General features: G+C 67.4%; 15 protein-coding genes. 11 read left to right on the forward strand and 4 right to left on the reverse strand.

What is annotated here, in order from left to right:
* Position 1 precedes the first annotated feature (1 nt).
* The 3 genes from ACWD4U_RS25965 (at position 2) to ACWD4U_RS25975 (ending at position 2026) form a co-directional block, all read left to right on the forward strand.
* Positions 2–433, forward strand: a complete 432-nt coding sequence (locus tag ACWD4U_RS25965) for a hypothetical protein (protein WP_363457548.1) — start codon at positions 2–4, stop codon at positions 431–433.
* 71 nt (positions 434–504) lie between these two features.
* Entirely contained in the window at positions 505–1287 is a 783-nt protein-coding gene (locus tag ACWD4U_RS25970) for a DUF317 domain-containing protein (protein WP_363457551.1), read from the forward strand.
* A complete protein-coding gene (locus tag ACWD4U_RS25975; RefSeq protein WP_363457553.1) occupies positions 1271–2026 on the forward strand; it encodes a hypothetical protein in 756 nt (251 codons plus the stop codon). Before ACWD4U_RS25970 ends, ACWD4U_RS25975 begins: the two co-directional genes overlap by 17 nt.
* 178 nt (positions 2027–2204) lie before the next feature.
* On the opposite strand, the gene ACWD4U_RS25980 is transcribed toward ACWD4U_RS25975, so the two are convergent.
* Entirely contained in the window at positions 2205–3101 is an 897-nt protein-coding gene (locus ACWD4U_RS25980; protein WP_363457646.1) for a DUF5655 domain-containing protein, read from the reverse strand.
* A gap of 812 nt (positions 3102–3913) precedes the next feature.
* Positions 3914–5605, reverse strand: a complete 1692-nt coding sequence (locus ACWD4U_RS25985) for a DUF6119 family protein (protein WP_363457556.1) — start codon at positions 5603–5605, stop codon at positions 3914–3916.
* A gap of 216 nt (positions 5606–5821) precedes the next feature.
* Here ACWD4U_RS25985 and ACWD4U_RS25990 point away from each other — a divergent pair, with 216 nt between their 5' ends.
* The 5 genes from ACWD4U_RS25990 to ACWD4U_RS26010 all read left to right on the forward strand — a co-directional run bounded on the left by ACWD4U_RS25990 (position 5822) and on the right by ACWD4U_RS26010 (position 15753).
* On the forward strand, positions 5822–7552 hold the full coding sequence (locus tag ACWD4U_RS25990) for an N-6 DNA methylase (RefSeq protein ID WP_363457559.1): 1731 nt from the start codon (positions 5822–5824) through the stop codon (positions 7550–7552).
* Entirely contained in the window at positions 7549–9579 is a 2031-nt protein-coding gene (locus tag ACWD4U_RS25995) for a type I restriction-modification system subunit M (RefSeq protein WP_363457561.1), read from the forward strand. The genes ACWD4U_RS25990 and ACWD4U_RS25995 overlap by 4 nt, the downstream gene beginning before the upstream one ends.
* Entirely contained in the window at positions 9576–10796 is a 1221-nt protein-coding gene (locus tag ACWD4U_RS26000) for a restriction endonuclease subunit S (RefSeq protein ID WP_363457564.1), read from the forward strand. The genes ACWD4U_RS25995 and ACWD4U_RS26000 overlap by 4 nt, the downstream gene beginning before the upstream one ends.
* 26 nt (positions 10797–10822) lie before the next feature.
* The gene (locus ACWD4U_RS26005) at positions 10823–14029 is read left to right on the forward strand and encodes a type I restriction endonuclease subunit R (protein ID WP_363457566.1); all 3207 of its coding nucleotides are present in this window, start codon (positions 10823–10825) and stop codon (positions 14027–14029) included.
* Between the two features lie 71 nt (positions 14030–14100).
* Positions 14101–15753, forward strand: coding sequence for a serine/threonine-protein kinase (locus ACWD4U_RS26010; RefSeq protein ID WP_363457569.1), 1653 nt, complete (start codon positions 14101–14103; stop codon positions 15751–15753).
* Between the two features lie 144 nt (positions 15754–15897).
* Here the strand turns inward: ACWD4U_RS26010 and ACWD4U_RS26015 are convergent, their stop codons facing one another.
* Positions 15898–17037, reverse strand: coding sequence for a Fic family protein (locus tag ACWD4U_RS26015; protein ID WP_363457571.1), 1140 nt, complete (start codon positions 17035–17037; stop codon positions 15898–15900).
* An 832-nt stretch (positions 17038–17869) separates the two neighbouring features.
* On the opposite strand from ACWD4U_RS26015, the gene ACWD4U_RS26020 reads away from it, so the two are divergent.
* From ACWD4U_RS26020 to ACWD4U_RS26030, 3 genes are all read left to right on the forward strand, one after another.
* Positions 17870–20659: a right-handed parallel beta-helix repeat-containing protein gene (locus tag ACWD4U_RS26020; RefSeq protein WP_363457574.1), complete on the forward strand. Its 2790-nt coding sequence runs from the start codon at positions 17870–17872 to the stop codon at positions 20657–20659.
* Between the two features lie 64 nt (positions 20660–20723).
* Positions 20724–21989 (forward strand): IS701 family transposase, encoded by a 1266-nt coding sequence (locus tag ACWD4U_RS26025; RefSeq protein ID WP_449787316.1) that lies wholly within the window; start codon positions 20724–20726, stop codon positions 21987–21989.
* A 392-nt stretch (positions 21990–22381) separates the two neighbouring features.
* Positions 22382–22864 (forward strand): YbaK/EbsC family protein, encoded by a 483-nt coding sequence (locus ACWD4U_RS26030; protein WP_363457579.1) that lies wholly within the window; start codon positions 22382–22384, stop codon positions 22862–22864.
* A 90-nt stretch (positions 22865–22954) separates the two neighbouring features.
* Here the strand turns inward: ACWD4U_RS26030 and ACWD4U_RS26035 are convergent, their stop codons facing one another.
* Positions 22955–23728, reverse strand: a complete 774-nt coding sequence (locus tag ACWD4U_RS26035; RefSeq protein WP_363457581.1) for an SDR family oxidoreductase — start codon at positions 23726–23728, stop codon at positions 22955–22957.
* Between the last annotated feature and the right edge of the window lie 8 nt (positions 23729–23736).

The raw sequence follows: 23736 nt of genomic DNA on the forward strand, positions 1-23736 counted from the left end.
CGTGCCCATCGACCCCACCCTCGCCCTCGTCGAGGCCGCGGTCGCCCGCGCCAGCGAAGCGCTGCGGCAGATCGAGAAGCTCGCCCCCGAGCTGACCGCGGAGGACGCCGCCCACGTCGTTCAATGGATCGGGCTTCGGCCCGGACCCGCACACCGGCTCGCGGGCGCCATGACCGCTCTCGGCAACCAGCTCGGCGCCGAGTTGGGCGACCAGCCCGAGGTCTGGGAGCCAGTCCTGGACGCGGGCGCCCGGTTCGCCGCCACCGGGTACCGTGCCGCAGCCCCCGTCGCTGACCTCCTCGACGGAGGCGCCCGTCACCGGGCGGCCACCGCCGCCTCCCCGGCCATCCGGGTCGCGGGCCCCGGGCCGCAGGTCCAGGCCGCGCCCGCCGCCGTCCCGCACTCCCGCATCGTCGAACCTCACCAGCGATGACCCGCCAGCCGTCGGGAACTCCGGCCACTCCTATTCTCGTCCGGCCCCGCTACCTGGCCGGAGCCGGCGACGTGAGCACCATCTTCGGCCTCCTCGTCAACCGCCACGCCTGGCCGCACCAGCGCGACCCCCGCACCGGAGCGCTGACAGCCACCAGCTGGTGCGGACGGATCGAAGTCGCCGCCGAGCCCGCGGTCTGGCACCTGTGGCGCGTCAGCGTCCGGCGTCACCCGACCGACCGCTCGCCGCTGTGGCAGGCCACGTTCTCCAAGGAGACGCCCGCCGAGATCGTGAGCGCCTTCGTCGGGGCTCTGGCCGACGACCGCCGCACCGCGCCCGAGGAGATCGTCGCCGAGCACACCGCGAGCCCGACGACCGCCTGGCGGCCACTGCTCAAGGCCGGGTGGACCTCCTCAGACCTGACAGCCGTGGTCCTCGGCGACGGGAGCGGCGCCCCCGTCGCCGTGCACGCACCCGCGGCGGGCGGCACCGCCGTTGACGGCATCCGAGTCACCTCACCCGACGAGTTCTGCTCCCTCAGCCACCACCCGCGCCCGGACGAAGCCTTTGACCAAGGCGTCGGCCCCTGGATGGTCGAGGCGGCTTTCGGACCGGACTGGGACGACCAGTGGACCGCGATCCTCTCGGCCGAGACCCCGGTGCGCTACCTCACCAGGCTCACCCGCGCGGTGGTCGACCCCGCCCCGGTCCTACGCGCTCCCGACCAGGTCAGCGCCGCGACACGGGCCGTGGCCACTGTCCGCACCGCACCGGCCCCCGCCCGGCAAGCCGACCCGCCCGCCTTCGACCCCGCCGCCGCCAGCTGGCGTGCCCTGGGTGGCCGCTGCCGCTGAACCCGAAGGACACCACCTGAGCACCCCGCCCCCGATCGTGATCGCCCGATTCCCGAACGCCGACGGCACCACCGCCAGCGCCTGGGCCCAAGCCCCCGACATGGCCAGCCGCACCCTCCTGACGCGAGCAGGCTTCTCTACCGAGTCCGCCGGGCAGAGCAACCCGATCTTCACCGTCGAAGGCCACAGCCCCAGCGACACCAACCAGCGGATCCGCCTCGCCGAACGCATGCTCACCGACGCCGGCTACGCGCCCCGAGTCGTTCCGCCGCTACCCCGGCAGCGCATCGAGCGGCAGCCCTTCCAGCCTCACGACTGGTCCTACCTGGAGTCGCGCCTGGTCGCCGCGACCGCGCAGGCGTACACGGCGGACACCACGGACGACGTCCATGAGGTCGTCCGCCCGCTGATGGACCCGGAGTACGGCCTCATCGGACGGATGGCCGCCCTGCTGGACACCGCCTCCCAGCGGCTCAGCGAGATCTCCGCCGCCGACCCGATCGCCGAAGGGCGGGCTCACCTCCTGGCCGAGGCCATGGAGAAGGTCAGCACCCAACTGACCACCTTCGGCTACACCGTCGCTGACGCCGACCTCGCCCCGGTCGAGGAGGAACCGGTCAGCTCTCCACGGGTCGCTGCCGCCCTCACCCGCACCACCGCCCCCGGCCAGGACCGCGAACCCGTCCCGGCGGCCGTCCCCGCAGTCCCAGGCCGCCTCGCCAGCGCGCCTTCGCGCTGAGCAGTCCCGACCGAGGTGCGCCGGCCGCAGTCACCTGCAGCCCCGGCCCTGCCGACCGACTGGGAGACGGTCACCGCGACCACTCTGGCACGCCGAGGCTGACCCGGGCACCGCACGAGCCAACCTGCCTACACGAGGGCGGGCCGGACAACCGAGTTGTCCGGCCCGCCTTTGTCGATCAGGCTGCCGCGGCGAAGCTCGCCGCAAAGAGCGGCTCGGCTCTGTCCAGCTCGGCCGCCGAGGCGATCCGCACTTCCAGGTCGCCGGTGCCGAGGTGACCAACGCCGCGCAAATCCCGAGTGAATCCCGGGGCCAGACGGATGGTCGAGGGGTCGACGTTCAGTACCGCGACCAGGGCCTCGCGGGTTACGCGAACGCACGCGAAGTTCCGTCGGCGACGGAACGCCAGGTAGTGCTGAAGCTCGACGCAGGTGCCCTCGCCAAGGTCCAGCAGTCGCTCCTCCAGCTCGGAGAACAGCTCCCGAAGCTCGGGCGACGCCGAGTCCAGCGACTGGCGGACACCCTTTCGGCCGGTACCTTCCGGGCGGCTCGATGAGCCCCGGGCCGCCCGCGTGCCGCAGCCCCCTGCGACCGAGGCCGCCAACTCCAACGTCACCAGGTCCTGCGCGTACTGCCGATACACCAGAAGGTCGACCCGGTGGTGCGACATGCTGGCCGCCACAGTGTCGTAGCGAGTGAACTCGGTCGCCACGCAGACGATCCGCGGGTTGCTCCAGTCGACAGTGCGGCCGGCGTCCTCACCCAGCCGCTGCGCCACGAGCGCCTCGAACTCGTCTCGGTGCTCGACCAGCCAGGCCAGGTAGAAAAGCCCCTGTGACAGCACGCTGGAGCTGCCGGTCCGCTTGTACTCCACGATCACGGGCGAGCCGTCCTCGTCCAGAGCCAGGGTGTCGATCCGCCCCCGATGAACGGGCCCGGTCGAGTACTCGTGCGCCAGGAACCGCATCCCGAGCATCTCCGGCATGTTGGCCTCGATCAGCACTTGCAGGTGGCGCTCCAGCTCCGCCGCCCCGCCCTCGATCCTACGAACTGCCCCATCCGTCACCCGGAACACCTGCAGCAACAATCCCCCTCACGCAGCGGTCCATGATCCGCGAGCGGGTCAACATACATGCACAGATGCTCCACCGTCTAGTGAATGTTGCACACATCACATGGGTGCCGTTTGCTGGATGCGGGGGAGGGATCGGCGGCAAGATCACGCTCAGTCGCGAGGGTGGGGGGCTCCGGCTAAGCTAGAGGTCACGGGATTCAGCCCGGAGCAACTTGCCCGCAACTTGCCCGGGAGTATCGGTAGCCGATTGGGACTGACTGGATCGCATGGGACGGACCGTCACGCGCAGACGTGCTCTGACCAGGCAAAACTGGGACGCGAGCCCGCCGGTTGGGACTCGACGGCCCATGATCACGTGTACTCGTAATGCGTAGGTCATGGGTTCGAATCCCATAGGCGGCTCCATGGTGAACCCCAGGTCAGGCCTCTGACCTGGGGTTTTCTCGTTGCTTTGACCATGGAAGCCTGCCGATTCGAGGGTTGCGAGCCCACATGCGGAGTGCGCAGGTCACAGGTTGTCGACTCTGAGTGGTATCGGCTTGCCCAATCCGCTGACCTGCACCTTTGTGATGGTGGCGGCCATTTCTGGCATTCCGTCAGCGAACAAGTGCGGCCGAAGTGCGGCCATGGCTGCAACGGTCCTGTTCGGGCGGTCATGGCGGGGGTGCCGACGGGATCGGTCGTTGGCTGGTTCGTTGTGCGAATCCGACAGGGGGGTCAGACCTCACACGTGGTCCCGGCCAGGGGCATCGTCGTGATCAATCCCATTGCCGGCACTGGCGTTGTGGCTCTGGGAGAGTGCTGTGGTGAGCTCAGCGACGGATTGCGACGACCTCGACCTCCGCGTTCATCGCTCGCAAGCGACGTGCCGCCTGGAGGAGGGAGACCTGGGCGAAGGCGAAGAGCGAGTCGACGGTGATTTCCTTGCCGTCCTTGAGAAGGATCGCGAGGACGACCTTCAGCGTTCCGAAGTCGCTCAGGAGGCGGTGGTCGGGAGTGCGGTCGGCCACCTGGCCGAGGAAGCTGCTGCGGATGGCTTCGTCGCTGCGCAGGGTTTCGACGGCGGTGACGGCCTGGGCGAAGAGGTGGTTCAGTGGCGCGGTGCCGTCACTGGTGGTGGCCTTCTTGACGCAGATCAGCTGGTTGTCCGGGCCGAGGACATCGCAGATCTCCAGCCCGCCACCGTTGAACTTGTCCGTGACGATGTTCTTCTTGTCGAAGAGGAGGTAGCCCGGCTGGCTCGCCGCCCGCTTGTTGTACCAGTCCTCATCATGAGAGTCCCGCCTCCTGGCGTCCGGCACTCCCCTCGGCCAGGAAGGCAGCTGGACGCTGGGCTGCTTGCCCAGTAGTTCCCGGAGCTCTTCCTCCAGCGTCTTGAGGAATCCGGTTCCCACCTCGTACCACTTGCCGTGGCCGTAGAAGTATCGGTTGGTGCCCACGGGGACGTCAGCGACGAGCCATTCCTTGCCCGTGGTCGCGGCGCTGGCAGGTGTCTTCAGGTCGTCGTCGCTGAACATGACGACCCGTACCTGGCCGAGCGCCTTGCCCCGCTCCCCCTTGGGCTTCTCCGAGACGAACTCAAGGAGGGTGGGAAGGTCCAGCTCGGTGACGTCGATGCTGCGGCTGCCCGAGCTGATCCGGAACGCCTGGGCGGACCCGAAGCCCTCCTGGCAGCTCTCCGGAACTCCCAGCGTGAGCCGCGGGTGATTCGGGTCGGCGAGCATGCCCTCAAGGACTGCCTGGGCGTCCACTGCCTTGCGGCTGCGGTTGTCCAGCGTGCGGAGCCGATCGACAAAGCGCAGCTCGGGCAGCGGGTCCGGCCGCGAGCAGACCTCTTCTATGGCGCGCAGATCGTTGAGGAATTCCTCCGGGGTGGTGGCCAGCGGCAGCTTGATGGTCGACTCGGAGCACTCGACTCGAACATGTTTGGAGGTACCGGAAGGCAGGGACGTCAACGGGATGCCGCTGACCGTTCCACAGATGCGGCGGACGACGCTGCCGAACCGGTCGAGTCCGAAGCCGTCGATCCGCTCTCCCTGGGCGACGGAGTACTCGTCGACACGCCCCCGCCCGTCCATGATCTGGTTGCGTACCTTGATGATGCCGTCCTCGTCGAGGCAGCGAGTGGCGAACTCCAGGCCGAACTCGTCATCACGGTAGTACGGTTCCAGCATGTGCTGACCGACCCCATAGCTCAGGGCGTACAGGCCCCGCTCAGTGCGCATGAGCACCAGACCCGCAGCGGAGTGATTCCGTTCGCTGACCGCCAGGCCGGTGATCCGCTCGACGGCCGTGCACCAGTCCGCACGGTCCCGGGGGATGCCGCCGTTCACCAGCAGCCCCGTGACACCCTCCCGGGCGAACTCGCGGACCTGGTATCCGGGGCGGTCGAGATAGCGAGGACGCACGAGGGCGCGGAGCTCCACCTCACCTCCGTCGGGAACGGTCAGCCGGTGCAACGTGGACTTCCGGGTGCCGGTGCTGCTTTTCTCCTTGGCGGTCACGGTCGCTCCTTCGAGTCGAGGCGTCAGGGTCAGAGGACGACGCCCTTGGGGCCGGCCTCCTGGGTACGTTTCGCGCTCATGACCCGGTCTTCCGGGCACGGTGGCCCCAGTGGGCTGGACGGCGTGCGGCGCGTGCCCTCCAGTGAACCTGAGTCTGTTAGCGCCGTCAACCGAATGTAACTTGGTGAAGATGTCGCCGTGGTATACGGTTGCATCATGGCTGGAGGAAACGAGGTATCCGATACCAAGGTGACCGCTGCGGAGATCGCACGGTTGGCAGGCGTGACGCGCGCTGCGGTGTCCAACTGGCGCCGGCGCCGCCCGGACTTTCCCGAACCCGTCGGCGGCACCTCGGCGAGTCCGCTGTACTCGCTCGCCGAGATGCGGCAGTGGTTGGAAAAGCAGCGAGATGGGCGAGAGCTCACAGGGGAGGTCCGGCTCTGGCAGGCCCTGCGTGGCACCTACGGTGAGATGATGGTCAAGGCGCTGGCTGCTGTCGGGGACTACCTCCGGGGCGTTCCAGGAGAGTTGACCGACCAGACGGCCCGCGAAGCGGTGGACGGGCTGGTTGCCGACCGCAAGCCCACCGATGTGATGGACGCCTTGGTCGCCCGACTGCTGGAATCCACCGCACGCGCCGAGTTGGACGGGGCCTCGACATTGCGACTCGCTCGCGCTGTCCGGGAATTCGCTGGTGAGACCTCTGGCACCGTCTTCGATCCGGCGTGTGGCATCGGCTCGCTTCTTGTCGCGGCGGGTGGCGGTGCGGTGGGGAGCAGGCAAGGGCAGGACATGCAGGTGGATGCGACACGCGTTGCCCGAGTGCGTGCGACCCTGGCGGCCACCGGGGTGTCGTCGGTGCAGATCGTTGAGGGCGACTCGTTGCGGGAAGATGCTTTTCCCGACCTCCGCGCAGACCTCGTCGTCTGCGAGCCGCCGACCGCCGTGGCCGATTGGGGCCGCGAGCAGTTGCTCATCGATCCGCGGTGGGAGGCAGGTGTGCCCTCGCGCGGGGAGAGTGAACTCGCTTGGCTTCAGCACTGCTACCACCACACTGCCCCAGGGGGTCGAGCCGTGATAGCCCTGCCGGCGTCGGTCGCCCATCGCCGCTCCGGCCGCCGAATCCGGGCTGAGTTGGTTCGCCGTGGCTGCGTTGCCGCACTGGTGGCTCTGCCGCCGGGCCTCGCTGCCAGTCACGCACTTCCGTTGCATCTGTGGCTGCTGAGCCGCCCCTCGGGCCCTGGGCGGGGGACCGGGACCGTACGCATGGTGGATCTCAGTGCCAACAGCCTGGACGGGCCGTGGAAGCCGCAGCCGTACCAAGAGGCAGAGGTGCCGTTGATCGATCTGCTGGACAGTGAGGTAGACCTCACGCCCAGCCGCTACGTGCGCGAGCCGGAACCCGACTACGCGATGGAGTACGCCGCGCTACGCGAGGAACTGGACGCACGCCTGAGCCATCTGCAGGCGCTGCTCCCCGAGCTGCTACCGCGAGGTGAGGCCAACAGTCTGGACGACGGCGTCCCAGTGGCGGTGAGCGATCTGCTGGCCGCCGGCCTGGTCCGCTTGGATGGTGAAGAACTTACCTCCCTCAGCGACCAGTTGGATCCTGACTATGTGCGCGGCTTCGCCAGCAGTGCGGCGAATGCCCGCCGTAGCACGTCCTCTTCGGGTACGTTCCGAGCGGACGTCCAGGCGGCACGCCTGCCCCGCATGGACATCGAACGACAGCACCGCTACGGCGACGCCTTTCGCTCGTTGGGTGCGTTTGAGCGCGAACTTGCAGAACTCGCCATGATGGGAAGTCGGGCTGCGCGGCTGGCCCGTGACGGCCTCACCGGTGGTGCGCTCAATCCGCCGCCGACGCAGGGCAGTGGCGATGCTGAACACCAGGGCACGGCAACCGACGGAGACGCCGCAGTGGGGCGAGAGGACAGGACACGTTGAGTAAGAACCAGGAACTGGCCGACTTCATCTGGTCAGTGGCCGACCTGCTGCGCGGGGACTACAAGCGCTCGGAATACGGAAAGGTCATCCTCCCGCTGACGGTGCTGCGCCGACTGGACTGTGTCATGGCCCCGACCCGCCAGGCGGTGTGGGATCGGGCGGCCTCCTACACCGGGGAGAACAAGGACGGCCTGCTGTTGGCAGCCTCCAAGCTGAAGTTCTACAACCTCTCCGAGCAGACCTTCGACACCATCAGCAGTGATGCGGCGAACGTGGCGAAGAACCTCAAGGACTACATCCGGGGATTCTCCTCGGAGGCCACCGAGATCATCAATCGCTACGAGTTCCACCTTCAGATCGATCGCCTGGACAACGCAGACCTGCTCTATCAGGTGGTCCGGGAGTTCGCCGGTGTGGATCTGAGCTTTAAGACCGTGGACAACCACGGCATGGGGTACGTCTTCGAGGAGCTGATCCGCAAGTTTGCCGACGCCTCCAACGAGACCGCCGGTGAGCACTTCACCCCGCGCGAGGTCATCGAGCTGATGGTCGAGTTGCTGCTCGCTCCGGACGACAGCCGCCTGACAGGTGAAGGTCAGGTCGTCAAGATCCTCGACCCGGCCTGCGGTACCGGCGGCATGCTGGCGGCGGCGGAGGAGCACATTCAGAAGCTCAACCCCCGTGTGCGCGTCAACCTGTTCGGCCAAGAGCTCAACGCCGAGTCCTACGCGATCTGCCGCTCCGACATGCTGTTGAAGGGCCACACGGCCAAGAACATCCGCTTCGGCAACTCCTTCAGCCAGGACGGCCACGAGGGCGAGACCTTCGACTACATGCTTGCCAACCCGCCCTTCGGCGTGGACTGGAAGAAGGTTGAGAAGGCCGTTCGGCAGGAGCACGAGGATCGGGGGTACGACGGCCGGTTCGGAGCCGGCCTGCCTCGGATCAACGACGGCTCGTTGCTGTTCCTACAGCACATGATGAGCAAGATGCATCCGCTCAAGAAGGATGCAGCGGGCGACGAGGTCGGCGGCACTCGCCTGGCTATCGTCTTCAACGGTTCCCCGCTGTTCACCGGCGGTGCGGGGTCGGGGGAGTCGGAGATCCGTCGGTGGATCATCGAGCACGACTACCTGGAGGCGATTGTCGCCCTCCCAGACCAGCTGTTCTACAACACCGGTATCTCCACGTACTTCTGGATCGTCACCAACCGCAAGCCCACCGACCGCAAGGGCCGAGTGATCCTGCTTGACGCCCGCGATCAGTGGTCCAAGATGAGCAAGTCTCTCGGCGAGAAGCGCAAGAAGATCACGCGGGCGCAGATCGGAAAGATCTGCGGGATCTACCGCGATGCTCTGAGTATCGCCAGCGATGAGACTCATCCGGATCATGGACGGGTGAAGGTCTTTGCCAACCGGAGCTTCGGCTACCAGCGCATTACAGTGGACCGGCCGCTCAAGCTCCGCTTCGAGCTGACTGAGGACAGCCTCGCTCTGCTAGGTGCCTCGGCCGCCGTGAAGAAGGCGGTCGGGGGCGACGCAGCGGCGGAGTTGTTGCTGACCGCGCTTAAGCCCCTCCTAGGATTTCAGTGGTCCACCAAGGCTGAGGCATGGGACGCCCTGCGGACGGCGATGGTGGCCGGGGGCGTGCTGTGGCCCTCCACTGCGCCATTTCAGAAGGTACTCCGTGACGCTGTGGGTGTAACCGATCCAGAGGGCGAGGTCCAGCTTCTGAAGGGCAAACCGGAGCCCGACCCGGACCTGCGTGACAATGAGAATATCCCGCTCGATGACGATATCGACGAGTACCTTGCCCGAGAAGTCCTGCCGCATGTCCCGGACGCCTGGATTTCGGAGATCCGCAATCCGAAGACGAAGGAGATGGAGCGCTATAAACTTGGGTATGAGATTCCCTTCACCCGGCACTTCTACGTCCATACACCGCCGAGGCCGCTAGCGGAGATTGATGCGGAATTGAAGTCGCTCGAGGCCGAGATTCAGGTGCTGTTGGGGGAGGTGGCGGCGTGAGTTGGCCAATTATTCCACTTCGGCGAATTTTTCGAGTGGTAAACGGTGGGACGCCGGCGTCTGACGATGAAAACTGGGGGGGCGATGTCCCCTGGGCTACGCCGGTAGATCTCGGTGCTGCTACTTCCGGCACATGGCTGTCCATGACTCAGCGGACACTCACTGCTGCTGGTGCTGCCAATGGTTCGCGTATTGTTCCCAAACGTTCAATTTTGCTATCTACTAGGGCTCCTATCGGCTATGTAGCCCTGACGAAGGTTCCGATGGCTTTCAATCAGGGGTGCCGTGCTCTGGTTGCCACCCGTCCTGTGGAAGAACGCTTCTTCGTATACCAGCTGGAATCAATGGTGCGGCAATTGCAAGCGCGAGGTCAGGGGACTACGTTCTTGGAGCTCTCCTCTGATGCGTTGGCTGCTACAAGGGTTACTGTCCCTTCAGTCGATGAGCAGCGTCGTATCTCCGACTTCCTGGACCAAGAGACGGCTCGCATTGATAAATTGGTAGATCTTCGCTCTCGTCAGCGGGATGCCATTCGAGCTAGGCAGGGTGTGTATGTCGAGAAGGTCCTCGGGCAGTGTTTGTCGGGTAAATTGACTAGGGTAAAATATCTCCTTCGGTCTCGACCGCGCTATGGAGTACTAGTTCCCGCGTTCGAGGATGATGGAGTTCCCTTTATTAGGGTCAATGACTTGTTGGATCTTCCGGGGCGCGCGGGCGAGTTGGCGAAAATTCCAAGGCCTCTCTCGGATCAGTACGCGAGAACAATCACCAAGCCGGGCGATGTTCTGCTCAGTGTAGTTGGCACTCTGGGTAGAGCGGCTATTGTGCCGGATGAACTTTCTGGTGCCAATATTGCTCGGGCTGTTTGTTCGCTTCGTTTGCTGTCAAATGTAATTCCAAACCTTTTCGTCGCCTGGATTGGCACGAGCGAATTTGAACGCCAGGCGGTTCTTGCTACTGGGTCGGACTCTGCCCAGCCCACACTTGGAATGGAAGATCTGTCGAATTTTTCTGTCCGATGGCCCACGGATCCCAAGGAGCAAGAGAGAGTGGCCTCTCAGGTAGAGGAGGGGCGACGGAGCCACGCGGAATTGCTACGACGTACAGACCGTCAACTTGCTCTCCTCTCCGAACGCCGCCAAACGTTGATCACCGCTGCCGTCACCGGCCAGTTCGATGTCACCACCGCCCGTCCCACGCATGACCGCAACTTCTGAGGGGGATTTAGATGAACGATGCCCGCGTGTACACCGAGAAGGCTTTCGAGAACGCCGTGGAAGCGGCACTTCTGCGTAGCGGCTGGCAGCGCGGGCTGTCGAATACCTACGACCGCACCATCGGCATCGACACTTCCGAGCTAGCCGCCTTTCTCGGTGCGTCGCAGAACGACGCGTGGCTGGCACTCCAGGCTGCCTACGGCGAGGAGGAAGAGCAGGCCATCGGCAGGTTCGCCAAGCGGGTGGCGCGGGAGATTGACTCGCGCGGCCTGTTGGATGTGCTGCGCAGGGGTGTGAACGACCGCAACGTGAAGATCCAGCTTGCGTACTTCCGTCCCGCGCACACCCTTGCCGCCGACGCGTTGGCCGAGTACGACGCGAACCGGCTTGCCTTCATGCGTCAGTTCCACTACTCCGACGCCCGTCCACTGGACAGCCTCGACATGGTGTTCTTCCTCAACGGACTCCCCATCGCGTCGGTGGAGTTGAAGAACGGGCTGACCGGACAGACCGTAGAGGACGCCAAGCGCCAGTACCGGCGTAAGCGCGACCCGAATGAGCTGTTCTTCGCCAAACGCAGCCTGGTCCACTTCGCGGTCGATCCGACGCTGGCGTTCCTGACGACCCGTCTGGCCGGAGACGCGACCCGTTTCCTTCCCTTCAACACCGGCTCGGGTGGCCCTGGCCAGATCGGTGGCGCGGGCAATGTCCCGGCCTCGACCGACGGAAGGTACCCCACCTCCTACCTCTTCGACGAGGTGTGGGCCCGGGACAACTGGTTGGAGCTGCTGCAGCGGTTCCTGCACGTGGAGGACGCCGCAGCTAAGGCCGGCCGGGCGCCGTCGCACAAGCCGGGCAGCGCGCACACGCAGCCGTTGATCTTCCCCCGGTTCCACCAGTGGGACGCGGTTCGCAAGCTCATCGCGCACGCGGCGCGCCACGGGGCGGGGGAGAACTACCTGATTCAGCACTCCGCGGGTTCGGGCAAGTCCAACACCATTGCCTGGCTCGCGCACCACCTGTCCAGCCTGCATACCTCCCACGACCGTGACCAGATCGCACCGGCCGCGCTCGCCTCCGGTCTGGGGGCGAACAAGCTGGTCTTCGACAAGGTCATCGTCATCACCGACCGGCGCGTGCTCGACAAGCAGCTCCAGGACACCATCTACCAGTTCGACCACAAGGCCGGTGTGGTCGTACGGATCGATGAGAACTCCCAGCAGCTCGCGGACGCGCTGACCGGGCCGACGGCCCGGATCGTGATCACCACGGTGCAGAAGTTCCCCTTCGTCCTGGACAAGGTCGCTGGGCTGGGCGGGCAGCGCTACGCAGTGATCATCGACGAGGCGCACTCTTCGCAGGGTGGGGAGAGCGCTGCGGCGCTGAAGAAGGCCTTGGGACGTCTCGGCTCGGACGCGGTGGACGACGACGGCGATCCGCTGACGGCCGCAGCCCTGGCGCGCGGCAAGCAGCCGAACCTTTCCTTCTTCGCGTTCACGGCCACTCCGAAGGCGAAGACGATCGACCTCTTCGGCACCCCTTACGCCAATCCTGAATCGGGAGAGCAGGAGAAGGGGCCCTTCCACGTCTACTCGATGCGGCAGGCCATCGAGGAGGGCTTCATCCTCGATGTGCTCGGCAACTACATCACCTACGCCACGTACTTCAAGCTCCAGGACGCCGCTGCCGACGAGGCGGAGCAGCAGGTGGATCCGCGCAAGGCCCGCTCGAAGCTGGTACGGGCCGCGCTGATGTCGGAGGCGTCGATGGCCTCCCGCGCGAAGATCATCGTCGATCACTTCCGTTCGCACTCCAGCCCGCGCCTCGGCGGCCGGGCCAAGGCGATGGTGGTCACCTCCGGCCGTGACCACGCCGTGAGGCTGTACCAGGCCATGCGCGCCTACATCGATCAGCGTGGCTTCACTGATTGCGGCACCCTGGTCGCGTTCTCCGGCGCGTTGACCATCGACGGGATCGAGTACACCGAGCCCAAACTCAACGGCTTCCCAGAACGTGAGCTACCCACCCGCTTCGGCTACACCCGCGCAGACGACCCGAACCCGCCGTCCGTCCCCAAGCCCGAGCACCGGATCCTCGTCGTCGCCGAGAAGTACCAGACGGGCTTCGACCAGCCGCTGCTGACCACCATGTACGTGGACAAGATCCTCGTGAAACTGGCCGCGGTGCAGACGCTGTCCCGGCTCAACCGCACCCACCGGCTCAAGAGCACCGAAGACCTGTTCATTCTCGACTTCGCCAACCGGCCCGAGGACATCGAGCAGGCATTCCAGCAGTACTACGAGGCATCGGTCAGCGACCCCACCGACCCCAACCTGCTGTTCGACCGCGAACGCGAGGTGATGGCCTACCAGCTCCTGGTAGAAGCCGAGATGGACGCCTTCGTCGCTGCGTACTTCGCGGCTTTCCAGGGCGGTTCGGCCACCGACACCGCCATCATGAAGGCCCACGCCCGCCTCTACGGCTACCTTCAGCCCGCGCTGGACCGTTTCAACGCCCTCAACGCCACCGAACCGGACACCGCCACCGAGTTCCGCCGAGCGCTGGACTCCTACACCAAGGCGTACGGCTGGCTCTCCCACGTCATCGGCTTCGAGAATCTTGAACTGGAACGGCTCTACCAGTACGGACGCTTCCTGCTGCGCCGCCTGCCTCCGCCCGTCCGCAGCGCCGGCGCCGACATAGGGACCGCCGCCCCGAGCCACATGCGCATCACTCAGACGGGCACCCCGGAGCTGCGCTTGGAGGCAGCGGGCGCGCAGCTCCTGCCTGGGCTGGTGCCCGAGGCGGCTGGAGCGGTCGCCGAAGTGGAGGAGATGTCACTGGCAGAGGTGATCCAGTCCGTCAACGAGGAGTACGGGACCGGGTTGTCCACCACCGACCAGATCCTGCTCGGCCAGCTCGTGGTTGCCGTCAGCGAGGACCCCGAACTCCGGGCCATCGCCCTGCACCAGGAGCAGGACGTCTTCGCCGGAGAACTGGAGAAGGACCTCGACCGGATCGTCATTGATCAGGCCGCGTCGAACGACGCCCTGATGGTCCGGTATTTCGACGACGCCAACGTCAACCGCCTGTTCAAGCAGGTCGCAACCCAGCAGGCGTACCAGCTCATCCGGCGTCCGGTCCGGCGTGAGGCCGAGCGCCGAGCGACCGAGCAGCGGGCTACCGAGCTCAAGTCCACCGGAAGCCGCCAAGCGGAGCCGCCGACCGCATAGCCTGTGCTTTACAACACGTCAGGTAAGTTGCCGGGCGCGGCACGCTCCATTCACGCAGAGAGGGATCTCGCATGGTGCGCGGCGCACCGACCTTCGACGCCGGCGTACCGGCCCGCGTGATCGCGGGCCGGTACCGGTTGCACACACCCATCGGCGCGGGCGGTATGGGCGAGGTCTGGCAGGCGTACGACGAACGCCTGGACCGTCGGGTCGCGGTGAAGATGATGCTGGCGGAGAGCCCGGCCCCGCCCGGGTTCCACGGTGCGGCTTTCGAGGAGACCCTGCAGACCCGCCGCGCCCGGTTTCTGCGCGAGGTCCAGATCACCGCCGGCATCGAACACCTGGGTGTGCCAGCTGTCTTCGACACAGGCACCGACGAGGCCAGCGGACGGTTGTTCGTCGTCATGCAGCTCCTGCAGGGACGTGAACTGCAGACGTTCATCGACGAGACCGACTACGAATGCGAGACGGTTTCCGTCTCCTGGGCCGCGGCCGTAGGCGCCCAGATCGCTTCCGTCCTTGACACCATGCACCATCGCGATGTCGTTCACCGCGACATCAAGCCGTCCAACTTGATGCTCACCCCCGGAGGCGTGGTCAAGGTCCTCGACTTCGGCGTCGCCGCCCTGCGCGGAGTCGGCACCTTGCCCCGCCTCACTCAGGTCGGCATGACCGTGGGCACCCCGCCCTACATGTCCCCCGAGCAGAGCTTGGCCAACGCTGTCGGTCCCGCTGCCGATGTATACGCCCTGGCCTGTGTGCTCCACGAACTGCTCACCGGCAAGCCGCCGTTCACCCCCGACGACAGTCGCTCCCACATGTGGCACCACGTCCACACCCCGCCACCTCCCATCCGATCCCTGCGTCCGGATGTACCGGCCGATATCGAGAAGCTCCTGCTGGCGATGCTCACCAAGGAATCCGAGCAGCGCATGGACGCGATGGAGGTCTACGACGCACTCCTGCCCTTCGTCCACGCCTCCGTCGGCACCCCGACAGGGGCAGACGAGGGTGTCCTGGACCCGCGTCTGCCGTTCCTGCGACCCTTCGGGGGCCGGACGCCCAGCCCAAGTAGCGCCGCGTCGTACACGCCCACAGTCGTGCTTCCCACACCGTTCACGCCCCCACCAGCAGCGGTGTCGCAGGAGCCGGCGACAGGCCCTGCCGCGCTGACCGAAGAAGAGGCGGACGCGGTCTCCGCCCGGGCAGCGGGCCTGGCTGAGGATGGCCAGTTCACCCAGGCTGCCGACGCACTGGCCGAGGCCATCGCTAGGGCCGCTGATTCGGAGCTCAGGGAAGATATGCAGTTCAGCCTCGCCCAGGTGAAGTTCCTGGCCGGGAGCCACCGTGAGGCCCTCTCGCTCTTCGAGCCGCTCGCCCACCATTACACCGACCGCTATGGCGCCCACGACGAGCAGGCCCAACTGTGCTGGTACTACGCCGCACAGTGCCGGATGGAACTCGGCGAGGCCACCGCTGCCATCCGAGCCTTCGACCAGATCAGCGAGATCATGCCCGACGAGGACGACGAGGACGCCGTCAACCGCCATCTGGATGCCCTCGCGCGGTTGATGAGCCTGTACGCCGCGACGGAAAGCTTTCCCAAGGCACTGGATCTCGGAGAGCGGCTCCGATCGGAAACCTCTCGCCTTCGGGGAAGCGGCTGGCCCGGGCTTGCGCAGATCGACGCCTATCTCAGCCGCCTTCGCCAGGACCTGGGTTGACAGGCAGTGATGTCTCCCTGGTTCTTCGTCAGGGCCGTTCGGCAGGAGAGGGGAGTGTCTGACGTGACACCCCGTGGTGCACTTCCTTGAACGGCAGTTGTGGCGAAGCCCGTATGGGCTCCAGATCGCCGTGAGGGCCAAGGACTACTGGGGGTACGGCTCGCGATAGAGGTCGGCGTGGACCTCCGCATGTACCTCATTGCGCGCTTGGCTCAGGGCGGGGCCTCCGACGTAGCGCTGGGTACGGGCGTGCCCGACGGGCTCGATGAGGCTGAGACGGCGCAGGGTACGGAGGTCGGCGAGGGCTTGGTCGCGTGTCAGGGACTCTTCGGCCTGATAGGTGGTGCGGCGGAGGTGGCCGTGGGCGGCGGCGTAGAGGGCGGAGATGGTGCGCTCGTCGAGCCGGTGCTGGAGAGCGATGTTTTCGAGGCGGTACCAGAGGCGGGCGGCGGCTTCGAAGCGGCGCTGGACCTCCTGGGCTTGGAGGTGGTGGGCAGTGAGGCAGAAGCGGATCCATGGGTGGGTGTCTCGCTGCGGCTGCCAGGTGCCGGCTTGGACGGTGCGCAGAGCCGCGTAGTACTCGCGGGTGTTGAAGTCGTCGGCACCGAGCCATTCCTCGATGCTGGAGAACTCGGGCGCTAGGACGCCTTCGCGGGCGAGGACGAGGGTGTGCACGGCACGGGACATCCGGCCGTTCCCGTCGCGCCAGGGGTGGATGGAGACCAGGTTCAGGTGGGCCATCGAGGCGCGGACGATCGCTGGGGTGTCGGTGTCACTCTCGGTGAGCCATTGGACCAGTTCGTTCATCAGGGCGGGGACCTGGTCGGGGTCGGGGGCGGTGTAGACGGGTGGGCGGTTGGGCCCACCGGAGACCCAGAGGCCATTGGTGCGGTACTCGCCGGGGCGGACCTCGTCGTCGGCCTTGGTCATCATGAAGTGCAGGGCGGACAAGAGGGTGTGGTCCCAGGCGAAGATCTGGAAGCCCGATGCCCGCTGGATGTAGGAGAGGGCGTCGCGGTAGCCGGTGACGGCGTTGCGGGTGGCGTCGTCCGTGTCCGGAGAGATCTCGCCGCCGGCCATGAGGGTCTCGGCGTCCTCGGCGGTGACGGTGTAGCCCTCGATGTGTGTCGAGCCGCGGACCGCCGCCGCAGTGAGGGAACGGCGGAGTTGGCCCTCCCAGCGGCGCGGCTCGGCCAACCGGTGACGGAACTCGGTGCGGAAAGCCTCGATCTCCTCGATGACCTGATGGTCGTCGGGTGTCAGCGCGGGAGTCTCGAAGAGCATGCACCAATACTATGACGCACGTAGGGTCGATGGGTGGTGGCTGGCGGTTCAGGGTCGGCATCCTATGGAGGGCATCGATGGCCAGAATCGGGCGGGGTGGCCAGCCATTTGTAGGGATCTCCCAGTGGCCTGCTGGGGCGGCAGATGGCGCTGGATGAGGCGACGTGCGGCCAGTGTGCGGCCGGACGCCTTTGGAAGAGGTAGCACGAGGTGAGACGGGCTAACGGGCTGCATGTGCTCTGATCAGGCAAAACATCACTAGGCGGCACGGTGCAGCACCACGCATCATGAGCCCTGGTGGTCTCGTAATGCGTAGGTCGCGGGTTCGAATCCCGCAGGCGGCTCAGAAGCGGAAAGGCCCGGTCGGATTCTCTGACCGGGCCTTTTTGGCGTCTGCGGCAGTCGTCGCCAGCGGCGTGCTCGCGCTGCCCGGGTGTTCGTGGTCTCAGTCGTGGTCTCACGCTCGGGTTTCCGGGGCGCGAGCGCGTTGCTCGTCATCTGCGTGGCGGCCCGGGCTGTCGGTCCCGTGATCTTGACGGCTTGGCGGGTCATGGCGACCTGCGAATGCCGCAGGGGCGGCGTGATGGTGAAGGGGCCCGCGCCCAGCTCGTTGAGGATCGTGCCGGTGGTGTGGCGGCTCCGGTCGTTCACCAGGTCGTACTCCTGCCACGCCGGTTCGGTCGCCGTCTTCCGCTGCTGTCGACGGTTGGCGGGCCGGGCTGTCCTGTTGGTGGGGCGGATGCGGTGACGGGTCGGTGGTGGGCGCGTCATGGGCTGTCTGTACTCTGTGCGGCCTGTCGTGTGGTTCACATAAGAGTTGACTGGGGAGTCAGTGCCTCACCGCCGCCTTGTCGCGTCGATCGCGGTTCTCGCTGCCGGACTCGCGCTCCTGCCTGGTCCGGCCATCGCGGCCGGATTGTCGAGTGGCTCCGCGAACGCGCACTCCGTCGCCGCGACGGTGCTGCCCGCGGGTTCGAGCCTTCGGAGCTTCACCAGCCCGGCGAGCAACTCCGTGCGGGTGCAGAAGCCGGCCGCGCAAGCGCCGTCGGCAGGCGCCTCCGGCGTGCGGAGTCCGGCGTCGGCGCAGGCTGCCGGCAGGACCATCTACGCCGCCTTCGGCTTCTCCTGTACCGGCCCGGGGACGGGAACCCAGGCCAGCCCGTACTGCTCGATGCAGAAGGCGGTGGATAGCGCGCAACCGGGCGACACCATCGACGTTCTGACGTTGCGGGGTTACTCCTCCGACGAGTCGGTGACAGTCAGGACGTCCGGCATCTCGATCGTCGGTATCGGTTACCAGGCGTGGATCAGCCCGATCTACGGCGATGTCGGCAAGCCCGCGCTAGTCCTGGACCACGTGAACAACGTGACCATCAGCAATATGATGTTGACGTCGAACCCGTTTGAGTACGGCAGCTCGCCTGCGGTGAAATTGATCGGCTCCACGGGCGTGACGATCGACTCCAGCCTGATCAGCTCGGGCAGCAACGTCACCAAGTCCGTCGATGCCCTCACCATCGACGGAGCGTCCAGCAACGTGACAGTGACGCGGAGTTACCTCGACACCGGCTTCTCGCGGGCTAAGGGCCGGGGGATCGCCGTCGCGCAGGGGGCGAGTAACGTCACGCTCGCCGGCAACATCCTGGCGGACAGCGGGATCGCCGCCACCGGCGTAAGCGCGCTGAACGTCACGGCCAACACGATCCAGCGCGGGTGTGGGCCGGCGGTCGACGTCGAGGGTGCTTCGACAGGAGTCCACCTGGAGAACAACCTCCTTGAGGACGCGAATCCCAACACCGACTACATGGGCGTCTACCGGGACAACTGCCTTTCTTACGGCTTGGGATGGGACCCCGACCTGGTGGTCTCGGCCGGGTCGAGCGGCGACACCATCGCTGACTACAACGACTTCTTCGTGTTCGGCTCCGACGCCACGCCGCTTTACAGCTGGGCGGGTGCCGCCTATCCGACGCTCGCTGCGTTCCAGTCCGCGACGACCCAGGGCGGGCACGACACGATCGACACCAAGGAGGCGAAGCAGCCCCAGCTGAGGATGAACGGCTCCGGCTCGGTCGACGCGCGGCTCCAGGTCGGCTCCGCCGCGATCGGCTCGGCGAACCCCGCCGCGCCCGGCATGCTGACGTCCGACTTCTACGGCGTCGCTCCCTTCACCAGCCGGGGCGCCGTTCAGTTCGACCCCAACCCCGGTTTCGCCGTGGCTCTCTTGGCTCAGGACACCAGCGCGTACGGCGTTTCCCTCAGTCCGCGGGTCACCAGCGAGGGCCAGATGCTCGCCTTCACGCTCGACTGGGGCGACGGGACCACGCTGGACGGGTACAACGCGTCCGACGTGGGCTGGGGCCTTCCGCCGCACGTGTACCCGAAGTTGGGGCAGTACCGGATCTCGCTCACGCTGACCGACCTGTCCGGCAACATCGTGAGCAACAGCGTCCTCGTCGGCACGGCCGGCTCGCAGTACACGCCGTACGGCCCGACGCGGCTGCTCGACACCCGGGACGGGGGCACGATGCCGCGGGTCGGCGGATGGTCCACCACGCGGTTGAAGATCGCCGGAAACGGGGCGATCCCGGCCGCGGTCTCGGCCGCGGTGCTGAACGTGACGGTCACCAACCCGCGGAGCGCCGGACACGTGACGGTGTACGGGGACGGCGATCCGCGGCCCGGCACGTCGAACCTCAACTACGCCCCCGGCCAGACGGTGCCGAACATGGTCGTGGTGCCGGTGGGCGCGGACGGGTACGTCGACCTCTACAACGCCGGCGAGCCGCTCGACCTGGTCGTCGACATCACCGGTTACTTCACGTGGAACCAGTCCAGTGGCTACACCCCGGTGAGCCCGACCCGCCTGGTGGACACCCGTTCCGGCACCGGGGCCCCGATGGCCCGGGTCGGTGCGGTCCAGTCGATTCCGGTGCAGATCGCCGGTGGCGCCGGCGGGCAGCTGCCCGGCTCCGGGATCACCGCGGTGGCGCTGAACGTCACGGTGACCAACCCGGGGGACAGCGGGCACCTGACGGTGTACCCAGATGGTCAGCAGGCCCCGACGGCGTCCAACCTGAACTTCACCGCAGGCCAGACGGTCGCCAACTCCGTTGTCGTGCCAGTGGGTTCGGATGGCCGCATCCGGGTGCTGAACGGGGCCTGGGCCCCGAGCGACGTCATCGTCGACGTGGTCGGGTACTACAGCGCGGACAGCAAGGGCGCCTACGTCCCGGTGGCCCCGGACCGGCTGCTCGACACCCGGGCCTCGACGCAGTGGAAGGGCGGCCCGCTGGGTGGCTGGCAGTACGTCTACATGCCGCTCTCCGCAGGCCGACCGGACCTGATCGGCTTCGTGCTGAATGCGACGGTCACCGACACCACGGCTCCTGGCCACCTGAGTACCGCCCCGGACCTGAACTCGCTGGGGCAGTACCAGAGCGGTACCGCGTCGCCGCAGCCGCCGCCACCGGTGTCCTCGCTGAACTGGACGGCCGGTGCGACCGTGCCGAACCTGGTCCAGACGACCGGCGGCGCCAACGGCATCATCGACCTCTGGAACGCGAGCGAGGGGACGACCGACTTCGTGGTCGACCTGTTCGGCTTCTACCAGAACGACTAGTAGGGCTTGGTCAGGTCAGTTCAACGGTGGCGTGTCCGTTGGCGAGTTGTGTCGTTGGCAGTGGGTGACACCTGAGGAGATGGCGGAAGTCCGGGAGGACCTGGAGGCGTTCACGGCGGAGCTGTTCGAGGCGTTCACGCGTCGGGATCAGCAGCGCTGGGGGCGGGTCTACGTGCGTGGGTTGTTGCTGGATGGCGGGCGCAAGTCGGTGGAGCCGATGGCCGCGCGGCTCGGCGAGGATGGGAACCGGCAGGCGCTGGCGCACTTCGTGACCGCCAGCCCGTGGGACCCGGCGCATGTGCGGGCCCGGCTGGCGTGGAGGATGCAGGCGGAGCTGAAACCGACGGCCCTGATCATCGACGACACGGGGTTCCTCAAGGACGGCGAGGCCTCCGCGTGTGTCGCGCGGCAGTACACGGGCACCGCGGGCAAGGTCACCAACTGCCAGGTGGGCGTCTCGCTGCATCTGGCCGCCGATCACGCCTCCGCCGCCGTCGACTGGCGGCTGTTCCTCCCCAAGTCCTGGGATCCGGCCTCGGAGAAGGCCGAGCCGGTGAAGGTGGCCCGCCGGGAGCGCTGCCAGATCCCCGCGGACCTCGGGCACGTGGAGAAGTGGCAACTCGCCCTGGACATGGTGGATGAGACCCGTTCCTGGGGCGTCCACGTCCCGCTCGTCGTCGCGGACGCCGGCTACGGTGACGCGGCCGCCTTCCGGCTGGGCCTGAACGAGCGCGGGCTGCACTACGTCGTGGGCATCTCCACCACGCTCAGTGCCCAGCCCGGCTCCGCCCGGCCCGTCACCCCGCCCTACAGCGGGACCGGACGGCCGCCGGTCGCCCGATACCCGGATCCGGCGAAGAGCGTGAAGGCGTTGGTGATGGAAGCCGGGCGGACGGCGGCCAGGCCGGTGTCCTGGCGCGAGGGATCCCGCCCAGGCAAGGGCCGCACCGGGTTCAAGCGGATGTACTCGCGCTTCGTCGCCCTGCGGATCCGCCCCGCCGGCCGCGAGATCCGCGACGCCACCGACGGCGTGGAACTGCCCGAGTGCTGGCTGCTGGCCGAGTGGCCCGCCAAGGCGCCCGCGCCGGTGCAGTTCTGGCTCTCCGACCTGCCTGCCGACACCCCGTTGACCACCCTGGTCCGCCTGGCCAAACTCCGCTGGCGCATCGAGCACGACTACCGGGAGATGAAACAAGCCCTGGGACTCTCGCACTTCGAGGGCCGCACCTTCACCGGCTGGCACCACCACGTCACCCTCGTCGCCCTGGCCCACGCCTTCTGCACCCTGCGGAGGCTCGCCCGCGCCCCAAAAGGAACGGCCCCGGCCTGAGCCTCTACCAGGTCGTCCGCGAGCTGCAATCGATCCTCGCCACCTGGGCCGGCACCTGCCCGACCTGCCACCGCGACATACCCAGCCCAATACAGACCTGACCAAGCCCTACTAGGGCCCGTCCGAGGCCGGAGCGCCCGCACCCCGTCCGGGGTGCGGGCGCTGTCGTCTACGCGTTCGCTCGCCGGGGCCGGGGCGTATAGGGCGGGCGTAGGGCCGGGTTGGAGCGTGGGTGCGGAGTGCGGCTACAAGCGGCGCTGGGCGGTGCGGAGGCGGCTGGATCCCGCCGAGGTGTGTGAGGGCGGTGGCGGTGGGCGCTGCCGGCTTGCTACTCGTGATGGGGATTGCACCGTGGGGTCTGTGAAGTGGTGTCCGTCGGTGGGGTGTTGACGATGGATGCGTATCGGCGGTTGACGGAGTTGCTGGATACGGGGGCGGCGCGGTACCGGATGATCGCGCATCCGCCGGAGGGTCGCACGGACGTGGCGAGCCGGCTGCGGGGGCACACGCTCCGGCAGGCGGCCAAGTCGATCGTGGTGCGGGTGGCGACGGGGAAGAAGTCGCGGCGGTACGTGCTGGCGGTGGTGCCCGGGGACCGGCAGGTGGATCTGGGGGCTCTGGTGCACCGGTACGGCGGGCGGGACGCGGCGTTCGCCACGCGGGAGGTGGCCGAGCGGCTGGCGGGCAGCGTCAGCGGTTCGATCACGCCGTTCGCGTTCTCGCCGGAGCTGGAACTGGTGGTGGACGAGGGCCTGTTGGCGGAGGAGGAGATCTTCTTCAACGCCGGCCGGCTGGACCTGTCGGTGGCGCTGGCGGTGGAGGACTACGTGGCGCTGGCGTGTCCGGAGGTGGCCGCGATCGCCGCAGAGCAGTAGGGCGGTACGGCGGTAGGGCGGGGTAGGGCGGTAGGGAAGTGGCGTGGTGGGGCGGCCCGTTCCGGTAGTCGGGTGGGCCGCCCCCGCCGGTCAGGCGGACTTCGTTGCGAGGTACTGCTCCCAGGTACGGGTGCCGGAGGCGTGGGCCGGGGCGGTGAGGTGCCCGGCGCGTAGGGCGCTGCCGAGCCGGCCCGGGAGCGGGACGGGGAGGACGGCGCGGCGCCGGCCGGTGGCGTGCAGCCAGTCGGCGGCCAGCCGGGTGGCCGGGTAGGCGGTCGGGCCGGCGAAGTCGGGGGCGTGGCCGACCGGTTCGCCGAGGGCGAGTTCGACGAGGCGGTCGGCGACCTCGCGCGGGTCGACGGGCTGGCAGGGGGTGCGGGCGGGGATCGGGACGACCGGGAGCTTGGCGAGCGCGGTGAGCGCGGTGTCGAGCAGCTGCGGGAACTGGGTGGCCCGCAGGTTGCTCCAGCCGAGCCCGGAGTCGGCGAGCATCCGTTCGCCTTCGAGCTTGATCCGGTAGTACCGGTACGGGATGCGGTCGATGCCGACGATGGAGATGTTGACGACGTGTCGGACGCCGGCCTCCCGCGCCGCGGCCAGCAGGTGGCCGAAGGCGGTGAGGTCGTGCTGCGGGTTGCGCGGGTCGCTGGCGCAGTGGATCACCGCGTCGACGCCGGTGAACGCCTCGGTCAGGCCGGTGCCGGCGGTGAGGTCGCCGGTGCGCCAGTCGACGCCCGGGTCGTCGGGCAGGGCGGTGCGGCGGGTCAGGGCGCGCACCGGGCCGCCGGTGCGGCGGGCCCGGTCGAGCACCTCGCGGCCGAGGACGCCGGTGGCGCCGGTGATCAGGAGGGTGTCGTGGGTCATCGCGGTGG

The organism is Kitasatospora sp. NPDC002522 (assembly GCF_053595195.1).